Source organism: Agrilactobacillus fermenti (genome assembly GCF_047943045.1).
Taxonomy (GTDB): domain Bacteria; phylum Bacillota; class Bacilli; order Lactobacillales; family Lactobacillaceae; genus Agrilactobacillus; species Agrilactobacillus fermenti.
This window is the reverse complement of the sequence record NZ_CP181347.1, coordinates 1664845-1686148: the sequence shown is the minus strand read 5'-3', so window position 1 is coordinate 1686148 and position 21304 is coordinate 1664845. Positions and strand designations below refer to the sequence as shown.

16 protein-coding genes, 6 tRNA genes, 2 rRNA genes and 1 riboswitch are annotated in these 21304 nt (G+C 42.5%); of the genes, 19 read left to right on the top strand and 5 right to left on the bottom strand.

Annotated elements, in window-relative coordinates; genetic code table 11:
• Positions 1–7: 7 nt before the first annotated feature.
• From ACNAN0_RS08285 to ACNAN0_RS08245, 9 genes are all read left to right on the top strand, one after another.
• Positions 8–80 (top strand) — tRNA-Ala (locus ACNAN0_RS08285).
• A 115-nt stretch (positions 81–195) separates the two neighbouring features.
• Positions 196–3105, top strand: a 23S ribosomal RNA gene (locus tag ACNAN0_RS08280).
• Between the two features lie 77 nt (positions 3106–3182).
• Positions 3183–3299, top strand: a 5S ribosomal RNA gene (gene rrf, locus ACNAN0_RS08275).
• Between the two features lie 32 nt (positions 3300–3331).
• Positions 3332–3422: transfer RNA gene (locus ACNAN0_RS08270), tRNA-Ser, on the top strand.
• Positions 3423–3432: 10 nt separating this feature from the next.
• Positions 3433–3504: transfer RNA gene (locus tag ACNAN0_RS08265), tRNA-Glu, on the top strand.
• Positions 3505–3510: 6 nt separating this feature from the next.
• A tRNA-Val gene (locus ACNAN0_RS08260) sits at positions 3511–3583 on the top strand.
• A 5-nt stretch (positions 3584–3588) separates the two neighbouring features.
• Positions 3589–3661: transfer RNA gene (locus ACNAN0_RS08255), tRNA-Asp, on the top strand.
• A gap of 926 nt (positions 3662–4587) precedes the next feature.
• Positions 4588–4663: riboswitch (SMK box riboswitch) on the top strand.
• Positions 4661–5848, top strand: coding sequence for a methionine adenosyltransferase (metK, locus tag ACNAN0_RS08250; protein ID WP_230914368.1), 1188 nt, complete (start codon positions 4661–4663; stop codon positions 5846–5848). It overlaps the preceding riboswitch by 3 nt.
• Positions 5849–6602: 754 nt before the next feature.
• Positions 6603–8090 carry an MDR family MFS transporter gene (locus ACNAN0_RS08245; protein ID WP_230914367.1) on the top strand — a complete coding sequence of 496 codons (1488 nt, stop codon included), beginning with the start codon at positions 6603–6605 and terminating at the stop codon, positions 8088–8090.
• Here the strand turns inward: ACNAN0_RS08245 and ACNAN0_RS08240 are convergent.
• Positions 8026–8694 (bottom strand): phosphatase PAP2 family protein, encoded by a 669-nt coding sequence (locus ACNAN0_RS08240; RefSeq protein ID WP_230914366.1) that lies wholly within the window; start codon positions 8692–8694, stop codon positions 8026–8028. The genes ACNAN0_RS08245 and ACNAN0_RS08240 overlap by 65 nt on opposite strands.
• 117 nt (positions 8695–8811) lie before the next feature.
• On the opposite strand from ACNAN0_RS08240, the gene ACNAN0_RS08235 reads away from it, so the two are divergent.
• The 7 genes from ACNAN0_RS08235 to ACNAN0_RS08205 all read left to right on the top strand — a co-directional run bounded on the left by ACNAN0_RS08235 (position 8812) and on the right by ACNAN0_RS08205 (position 16954).
• The gene (locus ACNAN0_RS08235; protein ID WP_230914365.1) at positions 8812–9969 is read left to right on the top strand and encodes a glucosaminidase domain-containing protein; all 1158 of its coding nucleotides are present in this window, start codon (positions 8812–8814) and stop codon (positions 9967–9969) included.
• A gap of 153 nt (positions 9970–10122) precedes the next feature.
• The gene (leuS, locus tag ACNAN0_RS08230) at positions 10123–12534 is read left to right on the top strand and encodes a leucine--tRNA ligase (RefSeq protein WP_416353073.1); all 2412 of its coding nucleotides are present in this window, start codon (positions 10123–10125) and stop codon (positions 12532–12534) included.
• Positions 12535–12720: 186 nt separating this feature from the next.
• Positions 12721–13212, top strand: coding sequence for a QueT transporter family protein (locus tag ACNAN0_RS08225; protein WP_230914363.1), 492 nt, complete (start codon positions 12721–12723; stop codon positions 13210–13212).
• A gap of 28 nt (positions 13213–13240) precedes the next feature.
• Positions 13241–13465, top strand: coding sequence for a DUF2829 domain-containing protein (locus ACNAN0_RS08220; protein WP_230914362.1), 225 nt, complete (start codon positions 13241–13243; stop codon positions 13463–13465).
• A complete protein-coding gene (locus ACNAN0_RS08215) occupies positions 13447–14238 on the top strand; it encodes a 3-oxoacyl-ACP reductase (RefSeq protein WP_416353072.1) in 792 nt (263 codons plus the stop codon). Before ACNAN0_RS08220 ends, ACNAN0_RS08215 begins: the two co-directional genes overlap by 19 nt.
• A 253-nt stretch (positions 14239–14491) precedes the next feature.
• The gene (locus ACNAN0_RS08210) at positions 14492–16198 is read left to right on the top strand and encodes a putative polysaccharide biosynthesis protein (protein ID WP_230914360.1); all 1707 of its coding nucleotides are present in this window, start codon (positions 14492–14494) and stop codon (positions 16196–16198) included.
• A 30-nt stretch (positions 16199–16228) separates the two neighbouring features.
• Entirely contained in the window at positions 16229–16954 is a 726-nt protein-coding gene (locus tag ACNAN0_RS08205) for a pseudouridine synthase (RefSeq protein ID WP_230914359.1), read from the top strand.
• Here the strand turns inward: ACNAN0_RS08205 and ACNAN0_RS08200 are convergent.
• A complete protein-coding gene (locus ACNAN0_RS08200) occupies positions 16937–17818 on the bottom strand; it encodes an NAD(P)H-hydrate dehydratase (protein WP_230914358.1) in 882 nt (293 codons plus the stop codon). The two genes, ACNAN0_RS08205 and ACNAN0_RS08200, sit on opposite strands and share 18 nt — an antisense overlap.
• A 65-nt stretch (positions 17819–17883) precedes the next feature.
• On the opposite strand from ACNAN0_RS08200, the gene ACNAN0_RS08195 reads away from it, so the two are divergent.
• Positions 17884–17968, top strand: a tRNA-Leu gene (locus tag ACNAN0_RS08195).
• 146 nt (positions 17969–18114) lie between these two features.
• Here ACNAN0_RS08195 and ACNAN0_RS08190 read toward each other — a convergent pair.
• Positions 18115–18411 carry a hypothetical protein gene (locus tag ACNAN0_RS08190; protein ID WP_230914357.1) on the bottom strand — a complete coding sequence of 99 codons (297 nt, stop codon included), beginning with the start codon at positions 18409–18411 and terminating at the stop codon, positions 18115–18117.
• 278 nt (positions 18412–18689) lie between these two features.
• Between ACNAN0_RS08190 and ACNAN0_RS08185 the strand changes: the two genes are divergently transcribed.
• Positions 18690–19193: a DUF1440 domain-containing protein gene (locus tag ACNAN0_RS08185; protein WP_230914356.1), complete on the top strand. Its 504-nt coding sequence runs from the start codon at positions 18690–18692 to the stop codon at positions 19191–19193.
• 15 nt (positions 19194–19208) lie between these two features.
• Positions 19209–19928: a hypothetical protein gene (locus tag ACNAN0_RS08180; protein WP_230914355.1), complete on the top strand. Its 720-nt coding sequence runs from the start codon at positions 19209–19211 to the stop codon at positions 19926–19928.
• Between the two features lie 69 nt (positions 19929–19997).
• Here the strand turns inward: ACNAN0_RS08180 and ACNAN0_RS08175 are convergent, their stop codons facing one another.
• Positions 19998–20735 carry a hypothetical protein gene (locus ACNAN0_RS08175; protein ID WP_416353071.1) on the bottom strand — a complete coding sequence of 246 codons (738 nt, stop codon included), beginning with the start codon at positions 20733–20735 and terminating at the stop codon, positions 19998–20000.
• Between the two features lie 105 nt (positions 20736–20840).
• On the bottom strand, positions 20841–21269 hold the full coding sequence (locus ACNAN0_RS08170; protein WP_416353070.1) for a hypothetical protein: 429 nt from the start codon (positions 21267–21269) through the stop codon (positions 20841–20843).
• Between the last annotated feature and the right edge of the window lie 35 nt (positions 21270–21304).

Genomic DNA, 21304 nt, shown 5'->3' with positions numbered 1-21304 from the left:
ACCTTATGGGGGTTTAGCTCAGATGGGAGAGCGCCTGCTTTGCACGCAGGAGGTCATCGGTTCGATCCCGTTAACCTCCATAGCGACCGAAAGGTCGCAAACACTTCGTTCCTTGAAAACCACATATCATGAAATATTCTAATAACCGAGAATCAACTGTGTATTAAATTGCCGAACGACCAGCACGAAGTGCTAGGTCAAGTTAACAAGGGCGCACGGTGAATGCCTTGGCACTAGGAGCCGATGAAGGACGGGACTAACACCGATATGCTTCGGGGAGCTGTAAGTAAGCTTTGATCCGGAGATTTCCGAATGGGGGAACCTGACTATCCTGATCGATAGTTGGCCGTCAGTGAATTCATAGCTGGCGGCAGGCAGACGCGATGAACTGAAACATCTCAGTAGTTGCAGGAAGAGAAAGAAAACTCGATTCCCTGAGTAGCGGCGAGCGAAAGGGGAAGAGCCCAAACCAGGATGCTTGCATCCTGGGGTTGTAGGACTAAACATTGGAGTTACCAAGCGGCGGCTTAGCCGAATGACCTGGGAAGGTCAGCCAGAGCGGGTGAGAGCCCTTAGGCCAAAGGCCGCTGCCTTCGTTCAGGATCCTGAGTACGGCCAGACACGTGAAATCTGGTCGGAATCTGGGAGGACCATCTCCCAAGGCTAAATACTCCCTAGTGACCGATAGTGAACCAGTACCGTGAGGGAAAGGTGAAAAGCACCCCGGAAGGGGAGTGAAATAGTTCCTGAAACCGTGTGCCTACAAGTAGTCAGAGCGCGTTAACGCGTGATGGCGTGCCTTTTGTAGAATGAACCGGCGAGTTACCTTTGCTTGCGTGGTTAAATCAGAAAGATGGAGCCGCAGCGAAAGCGAGTCTGAATAGGGCGCAAGAGTAAGTAGAGGTAGACCCGAAACCAAGTGACCTACCCATGTCCAGGTTGAAGGTGCGGTAAACGCACTGGAGAGACCGAACCCACGTACGTTGAAAAGTGCGGGATGAGGTGTGGGTAGCGGTGAAATTCCAAACGAACTTGGAGATAGCTGGTTCTCTCCGAAATAGCTTTAGGGCTAGCCTTGATGTAAGGATCACGGAGGTAGAGCACTGTTTGGACTAGGGGCCCGTCTTGGGTTACTGAATTCAGATAAACTCCGAATGCCGCTGATCTATCATCAGGAGTCAGACTGCGAGTGATAAGATCCGTAGTCGAAAGGGGAACAGCCCAGATCACCAGTTAAGGTCCCAAAATCTATGCTAAGTGGAAAAGGATGTGGAACTGCGCAGACAACTAGGATGTTGGCTCAGAAGCAGCCACCATTCAAAGAGTGCGTAATAGCTCACTAGTCGAGTGGTCCTGCGCCGAAAATGTACCGGGCTAAGCATAGTACCGAAACTGTGGATGGACACCGATGGTGTCCGTGGTAGGAAGAGCGTTCTAAGGGCGGAGAAGCCAGATCGTGAGGACTGGTGGAGCGCTTAGAAGTGAGAATGCCGGTATGAGTAGCGAAAGACAGGTGAGAATCCTGTCCACCGTATGACTAAGGTTTCCTGGGGAAGGCTCGTCCGCCCAGGGTTAGTCGGGAACTAAGATGAGGCCGAAAGGCGTAATCGATGACAAGCAGGTGGAGATTCCTGCACTGGTCTGCTCCGTTATGAGTGATGGAGGGACGCAGGAGGCTAAGGAAAGCATGCCGCTGGATGTGCATGTCCAAGCAACAAGTCGGGGACTGAGTCAAATGCTTAGTGCTAACGACAAGTTGTGATGGGGAGCGAAATTTAAGTAGCGAAGTTCCTGAGGTCACACTGCCAAGAAAGCTTCTAGCCAGAAGCAGACCACCGTACCGCAAACCGACACAGGTAGTCGAGGAGAGTATCCTCAGGTGTGCGAGAGAACTCTCGTTAAGGAACTCGGCAAAATGACCCGTAACTTCGGGAGAAGGGGTGCTGACCGCAAGGTCAGCCGCAGTGAAAAGGCCCAAACAACTGTTTATCAAAAACACAGGTCTCTGCTAAATCGAAAGATGACGTATAGGGGCTGACGCCTGCCCGGTGCTGGAAGGTTAAGAGGATCAGTTAGCGTAAGCGAAGCTGAGAATTGAAGCCCCAGTAAACGGCGGCCGTAACTATAACGGTCCTAAGGTAGCGAAATTCCTTGTCGGGTAAGTTCCGACCCGCACGAAAGGCGTAATGATTTGGGCACTGTCTCAACGAGAGACTCGGTGAAATTATACTACCCGTGAAGATGCGGGTTACCCGCGACAGGACGGAAAGACCCCATGGAGCTTTACTGTAGCTTGATATTGCGTGTTGGTACAGCATGTACAGGATAGGTAGGAGCCGTAGAGCTCGGAACGCTAGTTTCGAAGGAGGCATTGGTGGGATACTACCCTTGCTGTATGAACACTCTAACCCGCGCCACTAAGCGTGGCGGGAGACAGTGTCAGGTGGGCAGTTTGACTGGGCGGTCGCCTCCTAAAAGGTAACGGAGGCGCCCAAAGGTTCCCTCAGAATGGTTGGAAATCATTCGCAGAGTGTAAAGGTAGAAGGGAGCTTGACTGCGAGACAGACAGGTCGAGCAGGGACGAAGGTCGGGCTTAGTGATCCGGTGGTTCCGTATGGAAGGGCCATCGCTCAACGGATAAAAGCTACCCTGGGGATAACAGGCTTATCTCCCCAAGAGTCCACATCGACGGGGAGGTTTGGCACCTCGATGTCGGCTCATCGCATCCTGGGGCTGTAGTCGGTCCCAAGGGTTGGGCTGTTCGCCCATTAAAGCGGTACGCGAGCTGGGTTCAGAACGTCGTGAGACAGTTCGGTCCCTGATCCGTCGCGGGCGTAGGAAATTTGAGAGGCGCTGCCCTTAGTACGAGAGGACCGGGTGGACATACCGCTGGTGTACCAGTTGTGCCGCCAGGCGCAGAGCTGGGTAGCTATGTATGGACGGGATAAACGCTGAAAGCATCTAAGTGTGAAGCTCCCTCGAGATGAGATTTCCCATTCAGTTAATGAAGTAAGACCCTGAGAGATGATCAGGTAGATAGGTCAGGCGTGGAAGTGCTGCGAAGTATGGAGCGGACTGATACTAATCGGTCGAGGACTTGACCAAAAGAACGGCAAGCAGAAGATTCAAGGGTAAAGAAGACATGATATGTGGTTTTGAGGGCACGAAGTGCTCAGGAGAAGTGCGGTGGCGATAGCAAGAAGGCAACACCTGTTCCCATGCCGAACACAGAAGTTAAGCTTCTTAACGCCGAAAGTAGTTGGCGGGCAACCGCCTGCGAGGTTAGGAAGTCGCCGCGCTATTTTTTTGCCTAAAATTAGTTGGCAAAAATGGAGAGTTGTCCGAGTGGCCGAAGGAGCATGATTGGAAATCATGTATATGGGCTTAAACCTGTATCAAGGGTTCGAATCCCTTACTCTCCGTTTTTAGTTCGACCCGTTGGTCAAGTGGTTAAGACACCGCCCTTTCACGGCGGTAACATGGGTTCAAATCCCGTACGGGTCACTACTTGGAGGTTTAGCTCAGCTGGGAGAGCATCTGCCTTACAAGCAGAGGGTCACAGGTTCGAGCCCTGTAACCTCCATAACTGGTCCCATGGTGTAGGGGTTATCACGCCTGCCTGTCACGCAGGAGATCACCGGTTCAAATCCGGTTGGGACCGTGATGGAAAGCGTCATAAGCTAAGACAAAAGAAAATCTTTGTCTTAGCTTATTTTTTTGGTCTAAATATACCTATTTTAATATAAGGCCGAAATTCATAAATGTTAAAAAATGAGACCCAAAACAAAATTGCATTTTGCCCTGGATCTCAAAGCTTACTTATTCAAAACTAAATGATATTCGCAATCAATAATAAGACAATAAATACAAGTTGATACTTTATATGTAAATTTGTTTTTGAAGTAAAACCTAAACTGATTAAGAAGAATATTGTAATAAGAATTTGTACTAAAGTAAAATAATTAATAAATAAATACAGGTTTAGAAATATCAAAATTAGACTAAGAACTAAGGGCGTTACATGGTCTTGTAAGAGTAAATACAAGATCACCGTAATAAGCGGTAGTAGCGTCAATATTGTAAGGCTAAAGGTAAGCATATGTGTCTGGATGATAACTGCCACTTCAATAAATAAAAAGAGACTAACTAGATTGATGATTTTTGTGAACTTTTCATTAAATGTTGTTTGTGTGATGCCAACCGTTAAAAGAACTAAAGCTATCATTAAAAGGCCGAGTGATCTTGAGACTTTAAATAAAATCAGACTACTGCTAAACAATGGTATAACTAACAAAAGGTAGCGCCACTTAGGATATGGCAAATATTTAAAAATGAGTAGTGCTACCAAGTAGATTAGAAAGGTCATCGTGTAAAGCGTCCAATTGGCTTTAAAACGAGGAAAAACCGTAGCTGGTATGATCAAGATAGTTAGTAAATCTAATATGTAATCAATAAGGTTGAAATGATTGGTGTTTTTTGTCAAAGTCATAACTCCTTTTCATAGTTTATATGCTATGCTATTACAGTTGTAGCGTCAATTACTAGCTAAGTTTATTTTGATTTTTATTTGTTAAAATGCTAAACTCAATTAGTTGACTATCATTCCCGATAGGATTCGCAGTAGCGAAGTACCTTGTAACCGAATAATGGGGGAAAAAAGATGCAAGAAAGACATTTATTTACATCCGAATCAGTTTCTGAAGGACATCCCGATAAGATTGCCGATCAAATTAGTGATGCAATTTTGGATGCGATGTTAGCGCAAGATCCTGATGCTAGGGTGGCTTGTGAAACAACTGTTACAACTGGTCTAGTTTTGATCACTGGTGAAATATCAACCTCTGCTTATGTTGATATTCAAAGTATTGTGCGGCAAACAATTCGTGACATCGGTTATGTCGATAACCAATATGGCTTCGATGGTGATACTTGTGCCGTTTTAGTTGCTTTAGACGAACAGTCACCCGATATTGCCCAAGGGGTGGATGACTCCTTTGAGAATCGCACGGATGATTCTGATCCTTTGGAGAAAATTGGTGCCGGTGATCAGGGGTTGATGTTTGGTTTTGCCATTGACGAAACACCTGAATTAATGCCATTACCAATTTCTCTAGCACATCGGATTATGCGTAAGGTTGCAGAATTACGCAAGACCAATACTTTGACATACTTGCGTCCAGACGCAAAGTCACAGGTTACGGTCGAATATGATGATGCCGGCAAACCATTCCGAGTGGATACGGTGGTAATCAGTACGCAACACGATCCTGACGTGACCCAGGAACAGATTGCTGAGGATATGATCGAGAAAGTTATCAAGCAAGTGATTCCTGGTCAGTTTCTGGATGAAAATACAAAATATTATATTAATCCAACTGGCCGTTTCGTAATTGGTGGACCACAAAGCGACGCGGGTTTAACGGGTCGTAAGATTATTGTCGATACTTATGGCGGTTATGCGCGACATGGTGGCGGTGCTTTTTCTGGTAAAGATGCGACTAAAGTTGATCGCTCGGCTAGTTATGCTGCTCGATATATCGCAAAAAACGTCGTAGCTGCAGGATTGGCACGAACTTGTGAGATACAGTTAGCCTATGCTATTGGTGTCGCAACACCAGTGTCTATTTCAGTGAATACATTTGGCACCAATCAAATTGCCGAAAGTGATATTGAACAGGCCATTCGAGACTACTTTGATTTACGACCGGCTGGAATTATCGAAATGCTAGATCTTAAGCGGCCAATTTATAAGCAAACGGCAGCTTATGGCCATTTCGGACGTACAGATGTTGATCTACCTTGGGAACGGCTAGATAAAGTTGATGTTCTCAAAAAATTATTAGATTAAACGAGATAAAGAGGCGTCTACACTATCAACAGTGTAGGGGTCTCTTTTTTTAGTACACCCGGCATGGGCGCTAGCTTGGTGGTGAAAGTCCACTATAGACCATAGTAGTCGGAACTATTAGCTGAGGACAAGGGTGTCCACCGCGAGGTGGAATCTGAAGCAAAGTGCTGAACCAATGAACAAGAAGTGGTAATAAGGCTGTTTGCAGTGGATAAGGTTGCTTAACAAACTGAAGTCCCATACTACTCGAAACTGTACGCAGCAAAGCCAATGGTTACATGGCACGAAAGTTAGTGTTCTTACCCGGGGAGGTCTGTTTCATACGTTCCCGACAAGAGAAACGAAAAGTTTCACAGGCACAAACCAGGCAGTGATGTCTAGCTGAATGAAATAGAAGTCAGCCGAGGCCATAGTAGTTGTCCTTGGGACAACAAAGGGCCGAATTTTAACAATTCTCATCGGAAGTGGAGGTGGAAATCATGGAAGAAAATCAAAACGAAGTACCGAAACCTTAGAAAGTTAGGGGAATCGGTGTCAGAAGTACGAATATTTTCTATTGGTATACCGCACATACTGGTGTACTGAAAGATACTCTAACAAATAAAAGACTGGCACGCCTTGGACTTATCAATCTGTCCACAACGTACCAGTCTATTCAGAAACGCTTAAGTTATTGAACCGCCGTATACGGAACCGTACATACGGCGGTGTGAGAGGTCGATCCATTAGGGTCTCCTACTCGATTGGAGGTAACATGACTAAAAAAACCAATGTCCCTTTGACGACAATCGCAATTTTTATTGCGACTTTCATGACCGCCATTGAAGGCACAATTGTTTCTACGGCAATGCCAACGATTATTGGCAATTTGCATGGTGTTGAATTAATGAACTGGGTTTTCTCGATTTTCTTATTAACCAGTGCGATGGCTACACCGATTTACGGTAAATTTTCTGACCGTAATGGCCGTAAGCCAGTATTTATCTTTGGCTTGATTATTTTTGTGGTCGGATCTTGTCTTTGTGGGCTTAGTACAAACATGATGCAGTTAATTATCTTTAGAGCGATCCAAGGTATTGGCGCCGGCGCGATTCAGCCGATCACTTTCACCGTTATTGCGGATATTTACCCTTTTGAGAAGCGGGCCAAAGTACTTGGCTTTAATGGTTCAGCCTGGGGGGTTGCTTCTGTAATTGCACCTTTATTAGGTGGTTTTATTGTTGAAAAATTAAGTTGGCACTGGATATTCTTTATTAATTTACCAGTTGGTTTATTGACCTTATTGATGATCAGTCTTTATTATCGTGAAAATCGCCAAGTGAATAAAACGTCAATTGATTGGTTGGGCAGTTTTTGGCTGCTAGTATTACTATTAGCCCTCATGCTTGTTTTTCAACTAATCAGTCAATCCGCTCAACCATTATTGATCAGTGGACTTATTTTGACTGCCACAATCAGCAGCTGGCTTTTTTACCGGCAAGAAAAAAAGGCCACTGATCCGATTATTGCTTTGAAACTATTAAAGAATAAAACTTTCGTTAGTCAAAACTTGGTGGCGCTATTAGTCAGCGGTTTTGTCATGGGCTTTGAAGTTTATATGCCGACCTGGGCCCAAGCTATTTTAGGTTTTCTACCGACTTCAGCCGGTTTTGTAGTGACACCCAGCTCACTAATGTGGATCGTGGGTTCATTCATTGCTGGTAAATTAATTTTGAAATATACGCCCCAGCATATTCTCAGCGGCGCACTACTTTGGTTACTTATTGCGGCATTCGTCATGGCTACAAATGGCATTGCCACACCTTTCGGCTGGTTCTTATTTTGGGCAGCCTTTATGGGCCTATCCTTTGGGGTAATTATTACAACAACCACCGTAACTATCCAAAGTGTGGTCGCTAAAAATGAGGTCGGTGTGGCTACCTCTCTAAATACATTGGCCAGAACATTAGGTCAAACGTTATTAGTTTCAATTTATGGTATTGTGATGAACCGGGCGTTATTACAGGGGACAAAAACCCATGCAGATGTAACGATGGCGCAATTGAATCGCCTAATTGATCCTTTGAAAGCTAGGACACTGCCCAAGCAACAGTTACCGACGTTACGCAGTATTTTGTACCAAGGGCTGCATTGGATCTATGTCGTAGCTGCTATTGTCATTATTTTAGCTTTGCTGATCAATTTATGGGACCAATATCATACGCGTCATCAGGCAAAGCAGCTCGTAGATAAGGTTGACTAATTCGAAAAGATACGATCAAGTTGCCTAACGCTAAACTCCAACCAGCTAAAACGTCACTGGGAAAATGAACTTGTAAGTAGATTCGGCTGCATCCCACTAAGAAAATCCAAAAAATGACGAACAGACTGAGTAGTATCCGGTTTTTACGCTGTCTAATAAAATACCAGGCTATAAATAACAAAGAGCCATATAGTAAAACAGCATTGGCTGAATGACCGCTGGGGAAACTATAGCCGCCTTGTGGGACAAGTTGCGTCAATGCGGGACGTTGACGTTGAATCAGTAGTTTCACACCGTGGTTGAGCAAATTACCAACGATTAAATTCTGAGTCAAAAAGAAACCAAGTACTTTTTTATGCGTCAGCCATGTAGAGATGATGAAGAGGCTAGCGATAACGATGGTTATGCCATTTTGTGCGCTATAAGTGATTATTCTGATAATCGGTGTCAGTTCTGGATGATGCAAACTGGCGATGGTGCGATGGCCCCATTGATCAAAGGCAATTAACAGCGGCTGTTTGGTCAATAAACTGATTAGTATAAAGCTAAAGATTAGATAGCTGACCAGGGCAATCATAGCCAGGTGTTTCTGAAGTTTTGTCAAAAGTACACACTCCTTTATACTAGTTATGATAATATTTTTTATCCAAACTTGAAAACTATTGCTGGTATTTATTCGGTATACTTTAAATGAATATTTGTAATTAATGAGGGATGAATCATGCAAACAAGACGCGAATTGATGACTCAAAGACGTTTCGCACGATTAGAACAGGAACAAAAGCGGCGTCGGCGGCATTTACGGCAGACAATTTCATTGGTCAGCGCTGGAACGGCATTGTCTGCAAGTGGCATGATTGATACACAGCAGACGGCTCGAGCCGATACCAATACAGTTCAAGCAACGCGCAATTTTCAGACAACGACTGGATCGGTTGGGTCTCAAAATATGACGTCAAGTAACCCTGAAAATTCCGCGACATCACAAACTGAAGATTATGTCGCGCCTTCAAAGGGACAAGGAGATATGGCCTTTTTGAATGCATTGGGTAATCAAGCGCGTACTTTAGCAGCTGATAATGATTTATATGCTTCGGTAATGATCGCCCAAGCGTTATTAGAGAGTAGTTGGGGGATGAGTGATTTAGCAGGTGCGCCAAATTACAATCTTTTTGGTATTAAGGGCAGCTATCAAGGTAACCAGGTGAGTTATAGTACTTTAGAAGATGATGGCACTGGCAAAATGTACAGCGTTCAGGCCAATTTCAAAAAGTACCCGTCTTATAAGGCTTCATTGTCAGATTATGTGTCTTTATTGCGTCACGGCACCGATGATAATCCTACGATTTATGCGGGTGCCTTTCGCAGCAACACTAAGTCTTATCTAGATGCAACTAAATGGCTTACGGGGCGCTATGCTACTGATACGCAGTATGCTGATAAGTTGGATCATTTGATTGAAACTTATAATTTGACTCAGTTTGATGGCCCAGCACTTGTAGATTATACCGTGCAATCAGGAGATTCGCTCTGGTCTATTGCCCAAAATACCGGTATGGACTTTAATCAATTGGTTGCAGTCAATAATTTGAGCAGTACTAGTGCATTGATGGCCGGGCAAGTATTGAAAGTTAAACAAACACAACCATCTAACGCGACACAGGCAGCAGCGCCACAACCTCAAGCTGAGAATGTAACAGTAACTCAGCCGGCAACGACTGCTAAACCACAATTGAAGCCAAAACGTGTGACTGTAACTGCGAATGACTCATTGGCAAAAATTGCAAAAGCGAACCATATTTCTGTGGCTAAGTTGAAGTCTTTAAACCATTTGAAAACAGATTTAATTTTAGTTGGGCAAAAATTAATTATCCGCTAGTATTGATTGGAAAATTGAAGTTTGTTATTATCGATTTATGTTTCTCCACATAGAAACGAGTCGATAGGACCAAAATTAGTCCTGTAGAACATGTCGTTCTATGGGCTTTTTTTGCAAATATAGGGATACATAGATAAATCGGAGGGTGCTTTCATGACGTATAATCACCATGTGGTTGAGAAAAAGTGGCAAAAATATTGGCACGAGCATAATGTTTTTAACACAACGAATGATCCTAATAAAGAGAACTTTTATGCGTTAGACATGTTTCCTTATCCTTCGGGCCAAGGCTTGCATGTTGGTCATCCGGAGGGTTATACCGCAACAGATATTGTTGCGCGGATGAAGCGTATGCAGGGCTACAACGTGTTGCATCCAATGGGCTGGGATGCTTTTGGTTTGCCAGCTGAACAATACGCGTTGAAAACTGGGCATGATCCTAAAAGTTTCACTAAAAAAAATATTGAGAATTTTAAACGTCAAATCAACGCTTTAGGTTTTTCTTACGATTGGAACCGCGAGATCAATACAACTGATCCAAGCTACTATAAGTGGACACAGTGGATCTTTGAACAAATGTACCAACGGGGCTTAGCTTATGAAGCTGAAGTACCGGTCAATTGGTCACCCGATTTGGGTACAGTTGTCGCCAATGAAGAAGTTATTGATGGCAAGACTGAGCGTGGTGGTTTTCCTGTTGTGCGTAAACCAATGCGCCAATGGATGTTGAAGATCACAGCTTACGCTGATCGATTACTAGATGATTTGGATTTAATTGATTGGCCAGAAAATGTTAAAGAAATGCAGCGTAATTGGATCGGCCGTTCTGAAGGTGCTGCGGTAACTTTTAAAGTGGTTGACAGCGAAGATACAATTGAAGTCTTTACCACACGTCCTGATACGCTGTTTGGTGCGACTTATATGGTCATGGCACCGGAACATGAGCTAGTCGATAAAATCACGACAGCTGAGCAAAAACAGGTGGTTAAAGCCTACCAGGATGAAGCAGCCCATAAGAGTGATTTAGATCGAACCGATCTAAATAAAGATAAAACCGGCGTCTTTACTGGAGCCTATGCGGTTAATCCAGTTAATGGCAAGCAGATTCCAATCTGGATTTCCGATTATGTTTTAGCAAGTTATGGGACTGGGGCAATCATGGCCGTACCAGCACACGATGATCGGGATTTTGCCTTTGCTAAAAAGTTTGATTTACCAATTATTCCAGTTGTCGATGGTGGTAATGTTGCCGATGCAGCCTTTACCGGTGATGGATTACACATTAACTCTGAGTTTTTAGATGGTACCAATAAAGATGAGGGTATTCATAAGATGATTGCTTGGTTGGAAGATCATCATGTAGGTGCTAAAAAAGTAAATTATCGGTTAAGAGATTGGCTGTTCTCGCGGCAACGGTATTGGGGTGAACCCATTCCAATCATTCATTGGGAAGATGGGGAAACAACCCTTGTTCCTGAAGAAGAGTTACCATTAATTCTACCAGAAACACCAGATGTTAAACCGTCTGGATCTGTGGAAAGTCCTTTAGCTAATTTGGATGATTGGGTCAATGTGGTTGACAAGAATGGTCGCAAAGGCCGGCGTGAAACAAATACGATGCCGCAATGGGCCGGTAGTTCTTGGTATTTCCTGCGCTTTGTAGATCCTCATAATAAAGAAGCTTTAGCCGACTATGATAAACTAAAAGCTTGGATGCCAGTGGATCTTTATATTGGCGGTGCGGAACATGCGGTGCTGCATTTACTTTATGCCCGTTTCTGGCACAAATTCTTATATGATATTGGTGTCGTACCAACACCAGAACCATTCCAACATCTCTTTAACCAAGGTATGATTTTGGGTGCAAACCACGAAAAAATGTCTAAGTCTAAAGGCAATGTGGTTAATCCTGATGATGTTGTTGAACAATTTGGTGCCGATACATTGCGGCTTTATGAAATGTTTATGGGGCCGTTGGATGCTTCTATCCCGTGGAGTGAAGAGGGACTATCTGGAGCACGGAAATTCTTGGATCGAGTTTGGCGGTTGATTGTTGATGATCAAGGCAAACTACGAGACCATGTCACAACAGAAAATGATGGGACATTAACAACTATTTATCATCAAACTGTGAAAAAAGTAACTGAAGATTTTGAAGCTTTGCATTTCAATACGGCTATCTCGCAAATGATGGTTTTTGTAAATGAGGCTTCAAAGGCCGATGCTTTGCCAGTTGAGTATATGGAAGGCTTAGTCAAACTATTAGCACCAATCGCACCACATATGATGGAAGAACTTTGGCAAGAATTAGGGCATGACGAAACTTTGACCTATGAACCTTGGCCAACTTATGATGAACAATACTTGATTGAAGATGAAGTTGAAGTAATTGTTCAGGTCAATGGCAAAGTTCGCGGGCACTTAAAAGTTGCTCGAGATACAGATAAGGTAAAATTAGAAGCCTTAGCTCGGGCAGATGAACATGTCCAAAAATTTGTCGGGACACAAACAATTCGTAAAGTGATCGTTGTGCCTAATAAGATCGTCAATATCGTTGCCAAATAAAACTATTCAAAGCTTTATTTGGATAATGCAACATACTAAAAAAGGCCGGATACCAATGATATTTTGGATTCGGCTTTTTGCTATGTTCAGAGGCAAGTTATTTTGCTATAATTACTTTTGTTTGTGTATTAAAGACACATAGGTGGTTCGCAAAATCCCACCTTAAAAAACTAAGGAGGCAATATTTTGGAAAAAGTTTCAACTAAAACGGCAGAAGTTACAAAAATCGCATTGGTGGCTGCGTTATACGTGGCCGTAACCATGGTAATTGTACCCTTTGGCTACGGGGCGATTCAATTACGTTTGTCGGAAGGATTTAATCATCTCGTAGCGTTCAATAAGCGTTATATCATAGCGCTGACGATTGGCTGTGCATTAGCTAACTTGGTTTCACCGCTGGGGATCGTTGATATTGTGTTTGGAACTTTAGGGACTTTAGTCATGACAACGATCAGCTACTTTTTAACCAAACGAGTTAAATCAGTGCCAGTGAAGTTAACGATCACAACGGTGGTTTGTACTCTGATGACTTGGAGCGTGGCTTTGGAACTTAATATTGTGACAAAAGTGCCGTTTTGGCCAACTTATGGCACAGTTGCTTTGGGTGAATTATTGTCCATGGCATTAGGCGCCATTCTTGTTTATCTCTTACAAAAACGAATTGACTTTACAAAATAATTAATAAAATGAATTTTGAGGTGTTTGGATGACTTTTGAAAAGATTTTACCAGAAATTAAAAACGGCAAAAAAGCAGTTCGCCAAGGCTGGGGTGGCTCAGAGCTTTATATTTTTGAAGTACAACAGCCCTTAGAAAATGGTGAAGCAGTCACACCATATTTCTTGATACGTACCAAAGAGGAACCTGCACTTTCCATGTTTCAACCGACAGTCTGTGATATTTTAGCAGATGATTGGGTATTAGTAGACTAGTGACGCAGCCAACTTATCCTGAATTAGTTGGCAAGACTGCGCTGATCACCGGTGCAAATTCTGGGATCGGGTTCCAACAAACGTTACAACTTTTACAGCAAGGTACCAACTGTTATGTGATCGATCGCCAACTTGGCAACGCCTTGCAGACGTTGCTTGACCGTTATCCGCAGCAGTTAAATTTTTATCGCTGTGATTTAAGTCAAGAAGATCAGCTGCAACAAACTGTTACCAAGATAAAGCAAGATCTTGGGCGAGAAACAATGGCGTTTTTGCTCAATACAGCCGGGATACTCGATGGTTACCGGCCCACACTAGAGACAACCAGCCAGACTTGGGATACATTCATGCAGACAGATCTAAAAAGTCAGTTTTTATTAGTCAATGCATTTTTACCGGACATGATTCAAAACGGCCATGGAAAAATCGTGAATATGGCTTCGATTGCCGGTTTAGTTGCCGGTGGGGGCGGCGCCGTCTATACCGCAGCCAAACATGCAGTGATTGGCTATACGAAACAGCTAGATTATGATTATGCGGCTAAGGGAATCAGTGCGAATTGCTTGGCGCCGGGGGCAATCGATACACCCATGAATGCTGCCGATTTTGCTGGAACGGGCGCCATGGCTAAAGCTGTGGCTCAACAGACACCAGCTAAGCGTTGGGGGACAGCCAAAGAGGTTGCTTTAACAACCCTATTCTTACTGAGTGATGGGGCTGATTTTATCCATGGCGTTGTGATTCCAATTGACGGCGGTTGGATCGAGCAATAGTTAAAATAACTCACAATAGGTTATGTAAATTTGAGTGGCTGAGACGAAACGAATGTTTTGTTCTTGGCCACTTTTCCATTATGTTTATTTCTAAGATAAACCGTTTGTGACGTTAATTTGCCATGTGCTCAGACTTATTTTATAATTCTTAAATTTTTAGGGATTAATTTTTAAATTCACTTAAATAAAATTGCGGCGGACGGGAGAATAACTTACAATGTAGTTTAATCGTGTTTTAAAGGAGAACGGATCAATGGCTAATTCGCCAGAAAAAATAAGTGCTCAAGAAACAGCACATACTGAAGATAAACCAGTGCAATCGTCTAAAAGTTCCTTGCTCAAGGGCTCAGCTTGGATGACTGCTGGTAGTATCTTTTCCCGGGTATTAGGTGCTATTTATATTATTCCTTGGACAACTTGGATGGGGGCACATTCCTCATCTGCAAATGCAATTTACAGTAAAGGTTACAATATTTATAGCATCTTTCTAGTTATTTCGGCAGCAGGCATCCCTGGGGCCATTTCAAAGCAAGTAGCCCATTATAATTCTTTGAATGAATATGCGCTAGGTCAACGATTATTTAAACAGGGTATGAAAATCATGGCCTTGTTTGGCTTTGTTGCGGCGCTGGTGATGTTTTTTGGTGCGCCAATACTATCCATGGATTTTGGCACATTTAAAGTCGATCAACGAACGGTGCCACTATTTCGTTCCTTGAGTTTTGCGTTATTGTTAATTCCAATGATGAGTATTACCCGAGGCTTTTTCCAGGGCTACAATGAGATGGCGCCTTCAGCCTTATCCCAGTTTTTTGAGCAGCTGGGTCGAGTAGCTTACATGTTATTACTGACCTATTTAATCATGCGGGTAGGTAGTGGTAATTATGTTTCAGCGGTGACTCAATCTACCTTTGCGGCATTTATTGGGGCAATCACGGGGATCGGGATCCTATTTTGGTATTACCTGAAACGCAAGCCTAATTTGGATGAATTGGCCGCTAATTCCGCCAATGAGATCAATATCTCAACTGGACAGATCATTCGTGAAATCATCCACCAAGCCATCCCATTCATCATTTTAGATAGCGGGACAACTTTCTTTCAGGTTATTGATCAATATACCTTTCCACCAATGATGCGTGATTTTGTGAATGCTTCGCAAAATACGATTGATGCGATGTTTGCAATTTTTAACTTTAATGCGAATAAACTCGTGATGATTACGGTGTCTTTAGCCACTGCCTTGTCATTAACTGTGGTGCCATTACTATCTGGCGCCCACGCCCGTAAAGATATCAAAGGGATTCAGACACAAATTAATGATGCGGTGGAGTTATTTATGTTTGTCATGGTGCCGGCATCATTTGGCATGGCCGCCTTGGCGCACCCACTATACGTCTTATTTTATAATTCTGGTGACTTACAATCCTGGGCCATTCCACTAGGCACCGTCGTATTACAATTTTATAGCTACCTCGCAATTTTTTTGGGTCTATTTATGGTTCTAGCTTCAGTATTACAAGGCCTTTATATGAACCGAAAAGCGATGTTATATCTTGGTTTCGGTGTCATTACCAAAATTATTTTACAATATCCTATGATTTATTTCTTTAGGGTGTTTGGGCCTTTGGTAGCTACTCTAGCCGGTATGACCGTTGCCTGTGGCTTTATGTTTTGGGCGTTATATCGGATCTATGGGTTCAACTTGAATCGCTTATTGCGGCGTATTTTCGGCATTGTTATTTTTGCAACTATGATGATGATCGTTGTTTGGTTGGTAGTCAAAGGCCTTTATTTATTTATCAATCCATACAGCCGTTTTATGACCGTTATACCGCTGGCATTCGGCGTACTCGTTGGGATTGTTATTTATGGTTATCTTACTTTAAAATTTCATTTAGCAGATCGAATTTTAGGGTCTCGAGTTGCTGGCATTCGACGCCGATTAAATATTAAATAGAAGTTAATGATTCGATGAAGGGAATTAAATATGCGTTTAGATAAATATCTCGCTGATTTGCAGATCGGGACACGAAAAGAAGTGAAACAGCTGCTGAAACAAAAACGAGTCAAAGTGAACGGGTCCATCGTAAAAGATGCAAAATTTCAGGTAGAGGCAACACAAGATGAAGTTACATTTGATGAGATTCCATTGGTTTACCAAGTCAATTTTTATTACGAAATGAATAAGCCGGCTGGTGTCCTTTCGGCAACGCATGACAAGGTTGATGATACAGTGATCGATTTATTACAGCCTAATGATTTTAGAGCTGATTTATTTCCGATTGGCCGCTTAGATAAGAATACCACCGGGTTATTGGTAATCAGTAATGATGGTCAGTTAGCACATCGACTTTTGAGTCCTAAGCATCATGTGGCTAAGATATATGAAGCAGAAGTGCAGGGGGACGTGTCGGCACAAGATATTGCTATTTTTGCAGAAGGTATCGAATTAGAAGATTTCACAACGCAACCAGCGCAACTGGAAATTTTAAAAAAAGAAACAAGCGCAGACCAAGTAGTCTCGCTTGTGCGGGTAACAATTGCGGAAGGAAAATTTCATCAAATCAAGCGGATGTTTAAAGCGGTGGATAAATTAGTATTAACCTTAAAACGCGTGCAAATGGGCGGCCTAGTTTTAGATGATCAGTTAGAGCCCGGCACTTACCGAGCATTAACTGTTGATGAAATCGCTATGTTAGAAATGAAAGCCTAATTGATGGGCTTGGTTGGAACGATCAGCTAATTGATGCATGAAGTAGGGCAGGCGTTCACTTAATCGTTGTGGTAAAACCACATATTGTTCTTGATAGATTTGATCAGCTACGGCACTGTGGGTATAAACACCCGCAAGTATACTGGCAGACAATGGTTTAAATTGACCAATAAAAGCTGCTAGAATACCTGTTAATGCATCGCCAGAGCCACCCGTCGCCATTCCGGGATTGCCCGTTGTATTTACCCAAATTTCCTGATTAGGTAAGTAAACCTTTGTTTGGTTGCTTTTGAGTACAAGATAGATGTTTTTGTTTTGAGTGACCATTTTTTGTAAAGCCTGCTGATTATTTGCGTCAGTTTGGTTCGCAATCGTAATGTCTGATAGCCGCTGCCACTCCATCTGATGCGGGGTGAAAATCAGATGACCTTGTCTAGGCAAGGTTAACTTTTTGGCGGCAATCAGTGTGATTGCTGAGCCATCAATAATGATACTTTGATTTTCACTGACTTGATTTAGAACAGTCCGTAAAATTTGTTCACTAGGTGCATCGGTCCCTAGGCCAGGGCCAATGACGACTACATCCATCTTTGCCATCATAGTGCTCAAAGCATCTAAGTCATTAAAATCTAAAACCATACTTTCGGGTAGGCGCGCATGTAGTGCGGTAAAGTTCATTGGATCCGTGGCTGTAGTGACGAGACCTGCACCAGCGTAAACTGCGGCTGTGGCACTCATAATCGCAGCACCACCAAAATTTTGGTTGCCCCCAATGATCAGAATGCGGCCATAATTGCCTTTGTGGGTGGCGGACTTTCTTGGAATAACGGTTTTTTTGACGAAATCTAATGTGATTTTATTCATAAAATACCTTCTTAAAATTTATGCTTTTAATTTTGCTGATTTCTGGTAAAATATAATATGTTGTTGCCGATGTGGCGGAACTGGCAGACGCGCAGCGTTCAGGTCGCTGTGGGATTTTATCCCGTACAGGTTCGATTCCTGCCATCGGCATTTTTGAGTGTTTACTAGTTTTACCAGAGTTTCGATTTAATACCTATGAACCTTGATGTGACAAGGTTTATAGGTATTTTTTTATTTTAAGGAAATTCAAAGTTTTTATATGTTCTATTAAAAATACAGAGTGGGGTAACATTCGTTTAATTTTTTCTGTTGGATTCTTTGTTTAATCTTTCTACTAGTAACTGTAAGGGCAGTAGGTCTACTGTTCCAGTTGCTGGTCTGTAGTTATAGTCTAACTCTTTTCCAGTGCGACTTCTTATTGAACGTTCTAATATATCGACGAGATCAAGTAAGTAATAAGCGAGTAATCTGGATTCTTTACGATCCATTTCTTTTCCATTTAAAACATAATTCTTGCCGCAAAAATAAGCACCAATTAAATTTTCTAATAGTTGATCAACACTGAAAGTTGCATTTTTGTTTTCTTTAGCCATAAGAATTTACCTTTCTAAATTTAGCTTGAAATATAAAAAAAAGAGAGAAAGCTTTTTGAAGTTGTAATTAGATAACTGAATCATTTATTTGTTGAAAAAGATATTGTTGCTTAGGAAACCAAATAGATAACCTGCTTATTTTCAATAGTAATTACAATTATAACATTACTATATGAAATACAATTAACTTTAGAATTTGAGTCCATACCAGCCGCCAATCATGTCAAAAATAGTCCCACGTTGTATAATAGCTTTAAATTACGTGAGGAGGTTTTTTCATGACAAAATTTAAATTATGGCCTGCTATTGCAGCTGGAACGGCAGCTGGTATCATCGCTGGCATGGTCAAAATGGGTTGGGAAAATTTGATGCCACCCCGAACACCAGCTCGGGATGCGACGAATCCGCCGCAGCAAACATTAGAAAACTTTGGTGTCAGCACTGAGGCTGCCCATGCAACGTATAGTTATAACGGTCACGATTTACCTTGGCCAAGTTACTTGGTTCATTATGGTTTTTCAACAACTTTTGGTGTGGCCTATATGGTATTAGGGCATTATTTGCCAATTCTTAAGTTAGGTCACGGCACTTTATTTGGTATTGGCGCTTGGGCTGGGGCACATTTATTTGCTTTACCCGCTATGAAAGTCGTGCCCGCTGCGAAAGATCAACCAATGGAAGAGCATGTTTCTGAACTGTTGGGCCATATGATTTGGATGTGGACAATTGATGCGGTGGGCAGCAAGGTTTATGAGCGCAAGGTTGAGCAGTCTAATCACTAAAGAGGGCTATTAAAGATGACTCACCGACAATTGGAGCAACTGGCAAAATCAACTGAGTCACAATATCGCCAGCAGATGTTGGCTGCTGTGGGCGAAGCATTGCCGCTCGGTGTGCATATTGTTGGTGTCAATTTTGCTCATGACAGTGTGAGTTCTTATTGGCTATTATCGCGTCAAAAAGGGCAGCACATGCAGTGGCTGACGTTAAGAATCGCCAATCATCCTTCATGGTTGAAAAATGCTCAGCAAATTGAGGTAATTTGGTCGCAGTTTGACCATCCTGGGAACTTGATGCCTCGGATACGATATTTATTAGCGCGTACAGATTATGAGGTGCCTTGGTTTAGGTTAGATTCGTTAAGTCAGGCAATACTACAATATTGTCTATTTTTGGAGCGAAAGCGGTTAGTTTGGTATATTCGTTTACCGATAGTTATCGCCCAACACCATAAGCAGCGGCCCATTGATCTTAAAACGGATTTTCCTAAGGCACATTTATTGCTTGGTGATCGTAATAATCCCAATAAAGGTTTGAAATGTCTCGATTCACCAGACTTTCAAAGCCGGCTTGGCCAGTTATACGGTCAGAACTTATTATTTTCCCAATTTTCTAGTCATCAATTATTAGCATTATTGCCGACGAATCAATGGGTGCAAAAAATTCTGCAGCAGATGCCCTTCGTCAACAGTTGGCGTCAAATTCTTCGTAAAAATTTTGGGATAAAACAATTCTAATCTAAGTAACAAAAAAACACTGTCTTAACAAGATGCTTCAGGTCAAGACAGTGTTTTTATATGCCAATTCTAACGGCGTTTCCGTCTAGAATTGCCAGATTTTTGATGTCGTTGCCGCCGAGATTCCCGCGTCGGTGTTTCAGTCATACTTGACCTTGTCGGTTGGACCATCGGATTATCAGGCATTGGGGCTGATCGCAAGTTTGGATTTCGGGGCGGCAGTTGATTGGTTGGTACAAAATCAGCATTTGCTTGTCTAGGCGGTAATTGTTGGTTTCTCAAAGGTTGTGGTTGACGATAATTTTGCCCCGGTTGTCTGGAAAGTGGCGGTTGCGGACGCTGATTTAAATAAGCGGCTGACTGATCGGGTTCAAATGCCTCAGACGCAGGATCAGTGGTCAGACCGCCACGTCGATGCCTAGTATTTTTTTTATCTGGTTGATTACCAGCATCCGTAAAGACAACTTTGATGATATGCCAGAGCAAAAAGCCAACGCCAAGCAGTAAACCTAACCAAGCCCACACGTTTAAAAAGTTATACAAAACGGTGTCATTACGGGCAGAGAACCAGCCAACAAACATGAAGATAAAGTAAATTACCTCCGGAATAAATGATTCTGACCGGTAGTAGACCATGTTAATAATGCCACTGATCAAATAACAGGCTGAAATGGTAAAAGCAGTATAAACAATCTTTTGACTTGAGTCAGTGGTGATGCTTTGTGACCAAGCAGAATATGTCTGGAACACGATAAATACCGCGATAAAATACTGCACGATGCTCACAAAAAGCTTAGTGGCTTTCATCGTGTAACCTCCTAGTCAATTCAATACTAAAATTATAGCTTATTTAGCCTAGAAATTAAAACAATGGTCTAAGTTTAATTGAAGCTTAAATTTAATTTAAAGGGTTCAGTCTGCGACTTCTTGATATAGGTGTGATTGTTGACCCTGATCATCAATAAAAACAATATCTGTAAAGAAGTCCGTGGCTTGAGTAAAGAAAAACTGATAGAACGCTGGAAAATTCTTTGCTAAACCGAGCCAATGCTGATACATCTCAAAATCATTGTCAAACATGGCTAAATTAAAATCGGTCTGCTGGACATCCAAAAAATTCTGTACAACTGAGTGAAAAAGCCATCCCATAAATAATGGGATATCTTCAGAACTAATTTTATGATCTTTTGTCTGGGCACGATAATGCTGATTCGTATATTCAATCTCAGAGTCATTTTTAGCAAAACTATAAAATTGGGCTTCCGGATAGATTTCGGCTGTTATTAATTGATCATAATAGGGTTGATCATCCTGGTCGAGTTTTAAGTATTGTTTTGGCAAGGTTATGCCTCCCGTTCAAAATAGTTACTGCAAGC

Bases quoted from the DNA above. Each gene is read 5' to 3' on its own strand.
- metK (WP_230914368.1), top strand. From the start codon at position 4,661: ATGCAAGAAAGACATTTATTTACATCCGAATCAGTTTCTGAAGGACAT.
- ACNAN0_RS08245 (WP_230914367.1), top strand. From the start codon at position 6,603: ATGACTAAAAAAACCAATGTCCCTTTGACGACAATCGCAATTTTTATT.
- ACNAN0_RS08235 (WP_230914365.1), top strand. From the start codon at position 8,812: ATGCAAACAAGACGCGAATTGATGACTCAAAGACGTTTCGCACGATTA.
- leuS (WP_416353073.1), top strand. From the start codon at position 10,123: ATGACGTATAATCACCATGTGGTTGAGAAAAAGTGGCAAAAATATTGG.
- ACNAN0_RS08220 (WP_230914362.1), top strand. From the start codon at position 13,241: ATGACTTTTGAAAAGATTTTACCAGAAATTAAAAACGGCAAAAAAGCA.
- ACNAN0_RS08210 (WP_230914360.1), top strand. From the start codon at position 14,492: ATGGCTAATTCGCCAGAAAAAATAAGTGCTCAAGAAACAGCACATACT.
- ACNAN0_RS08205 (WP_230914359.1), top strand. From the start codon at position 16,229: ATGCGTTTAGATAAATATCTCGCTGATTTGCAGATCGGGACACGAAAA.
- ACNAN0_RS08200 (WP_230914358.1), bottom strand. From the start codon at position 17,818: ATGAATAAAATCACATTAGATTTCGTCAAAAAAACCGTTATTCCAAGA.
- ACNAN0_RS08190 (WP_230914357.1), bottom strand. From the start codon at position 18,411: ATGGCTAAAGAAAACAAAAATGCAACTTTCAGTGTTGATCAACTATTA.
- ACNAN0_RS08185 (WP_230914356.1), top strand. From the start codon at position 18,690: ATGACAAAATTTAAATTATGGCCTGCTATTGCAGCTGGAACGGCAGCT.
- ACNAN0_RS08180 (WP_230914355.1), top strand. From the start codon at position 19,209: ATGACTCACCGACAATTGGAGCAACTGGCAAAATCAACTGAGTCACAA.
- ACNAN0_RS08175 (WP_416353071.1), bottom strand. From the start codon at position 20,735: ATGAAAGCCACTAAGCTTTTTGTGAGCATCGTGCAGTATTTTATCGCG.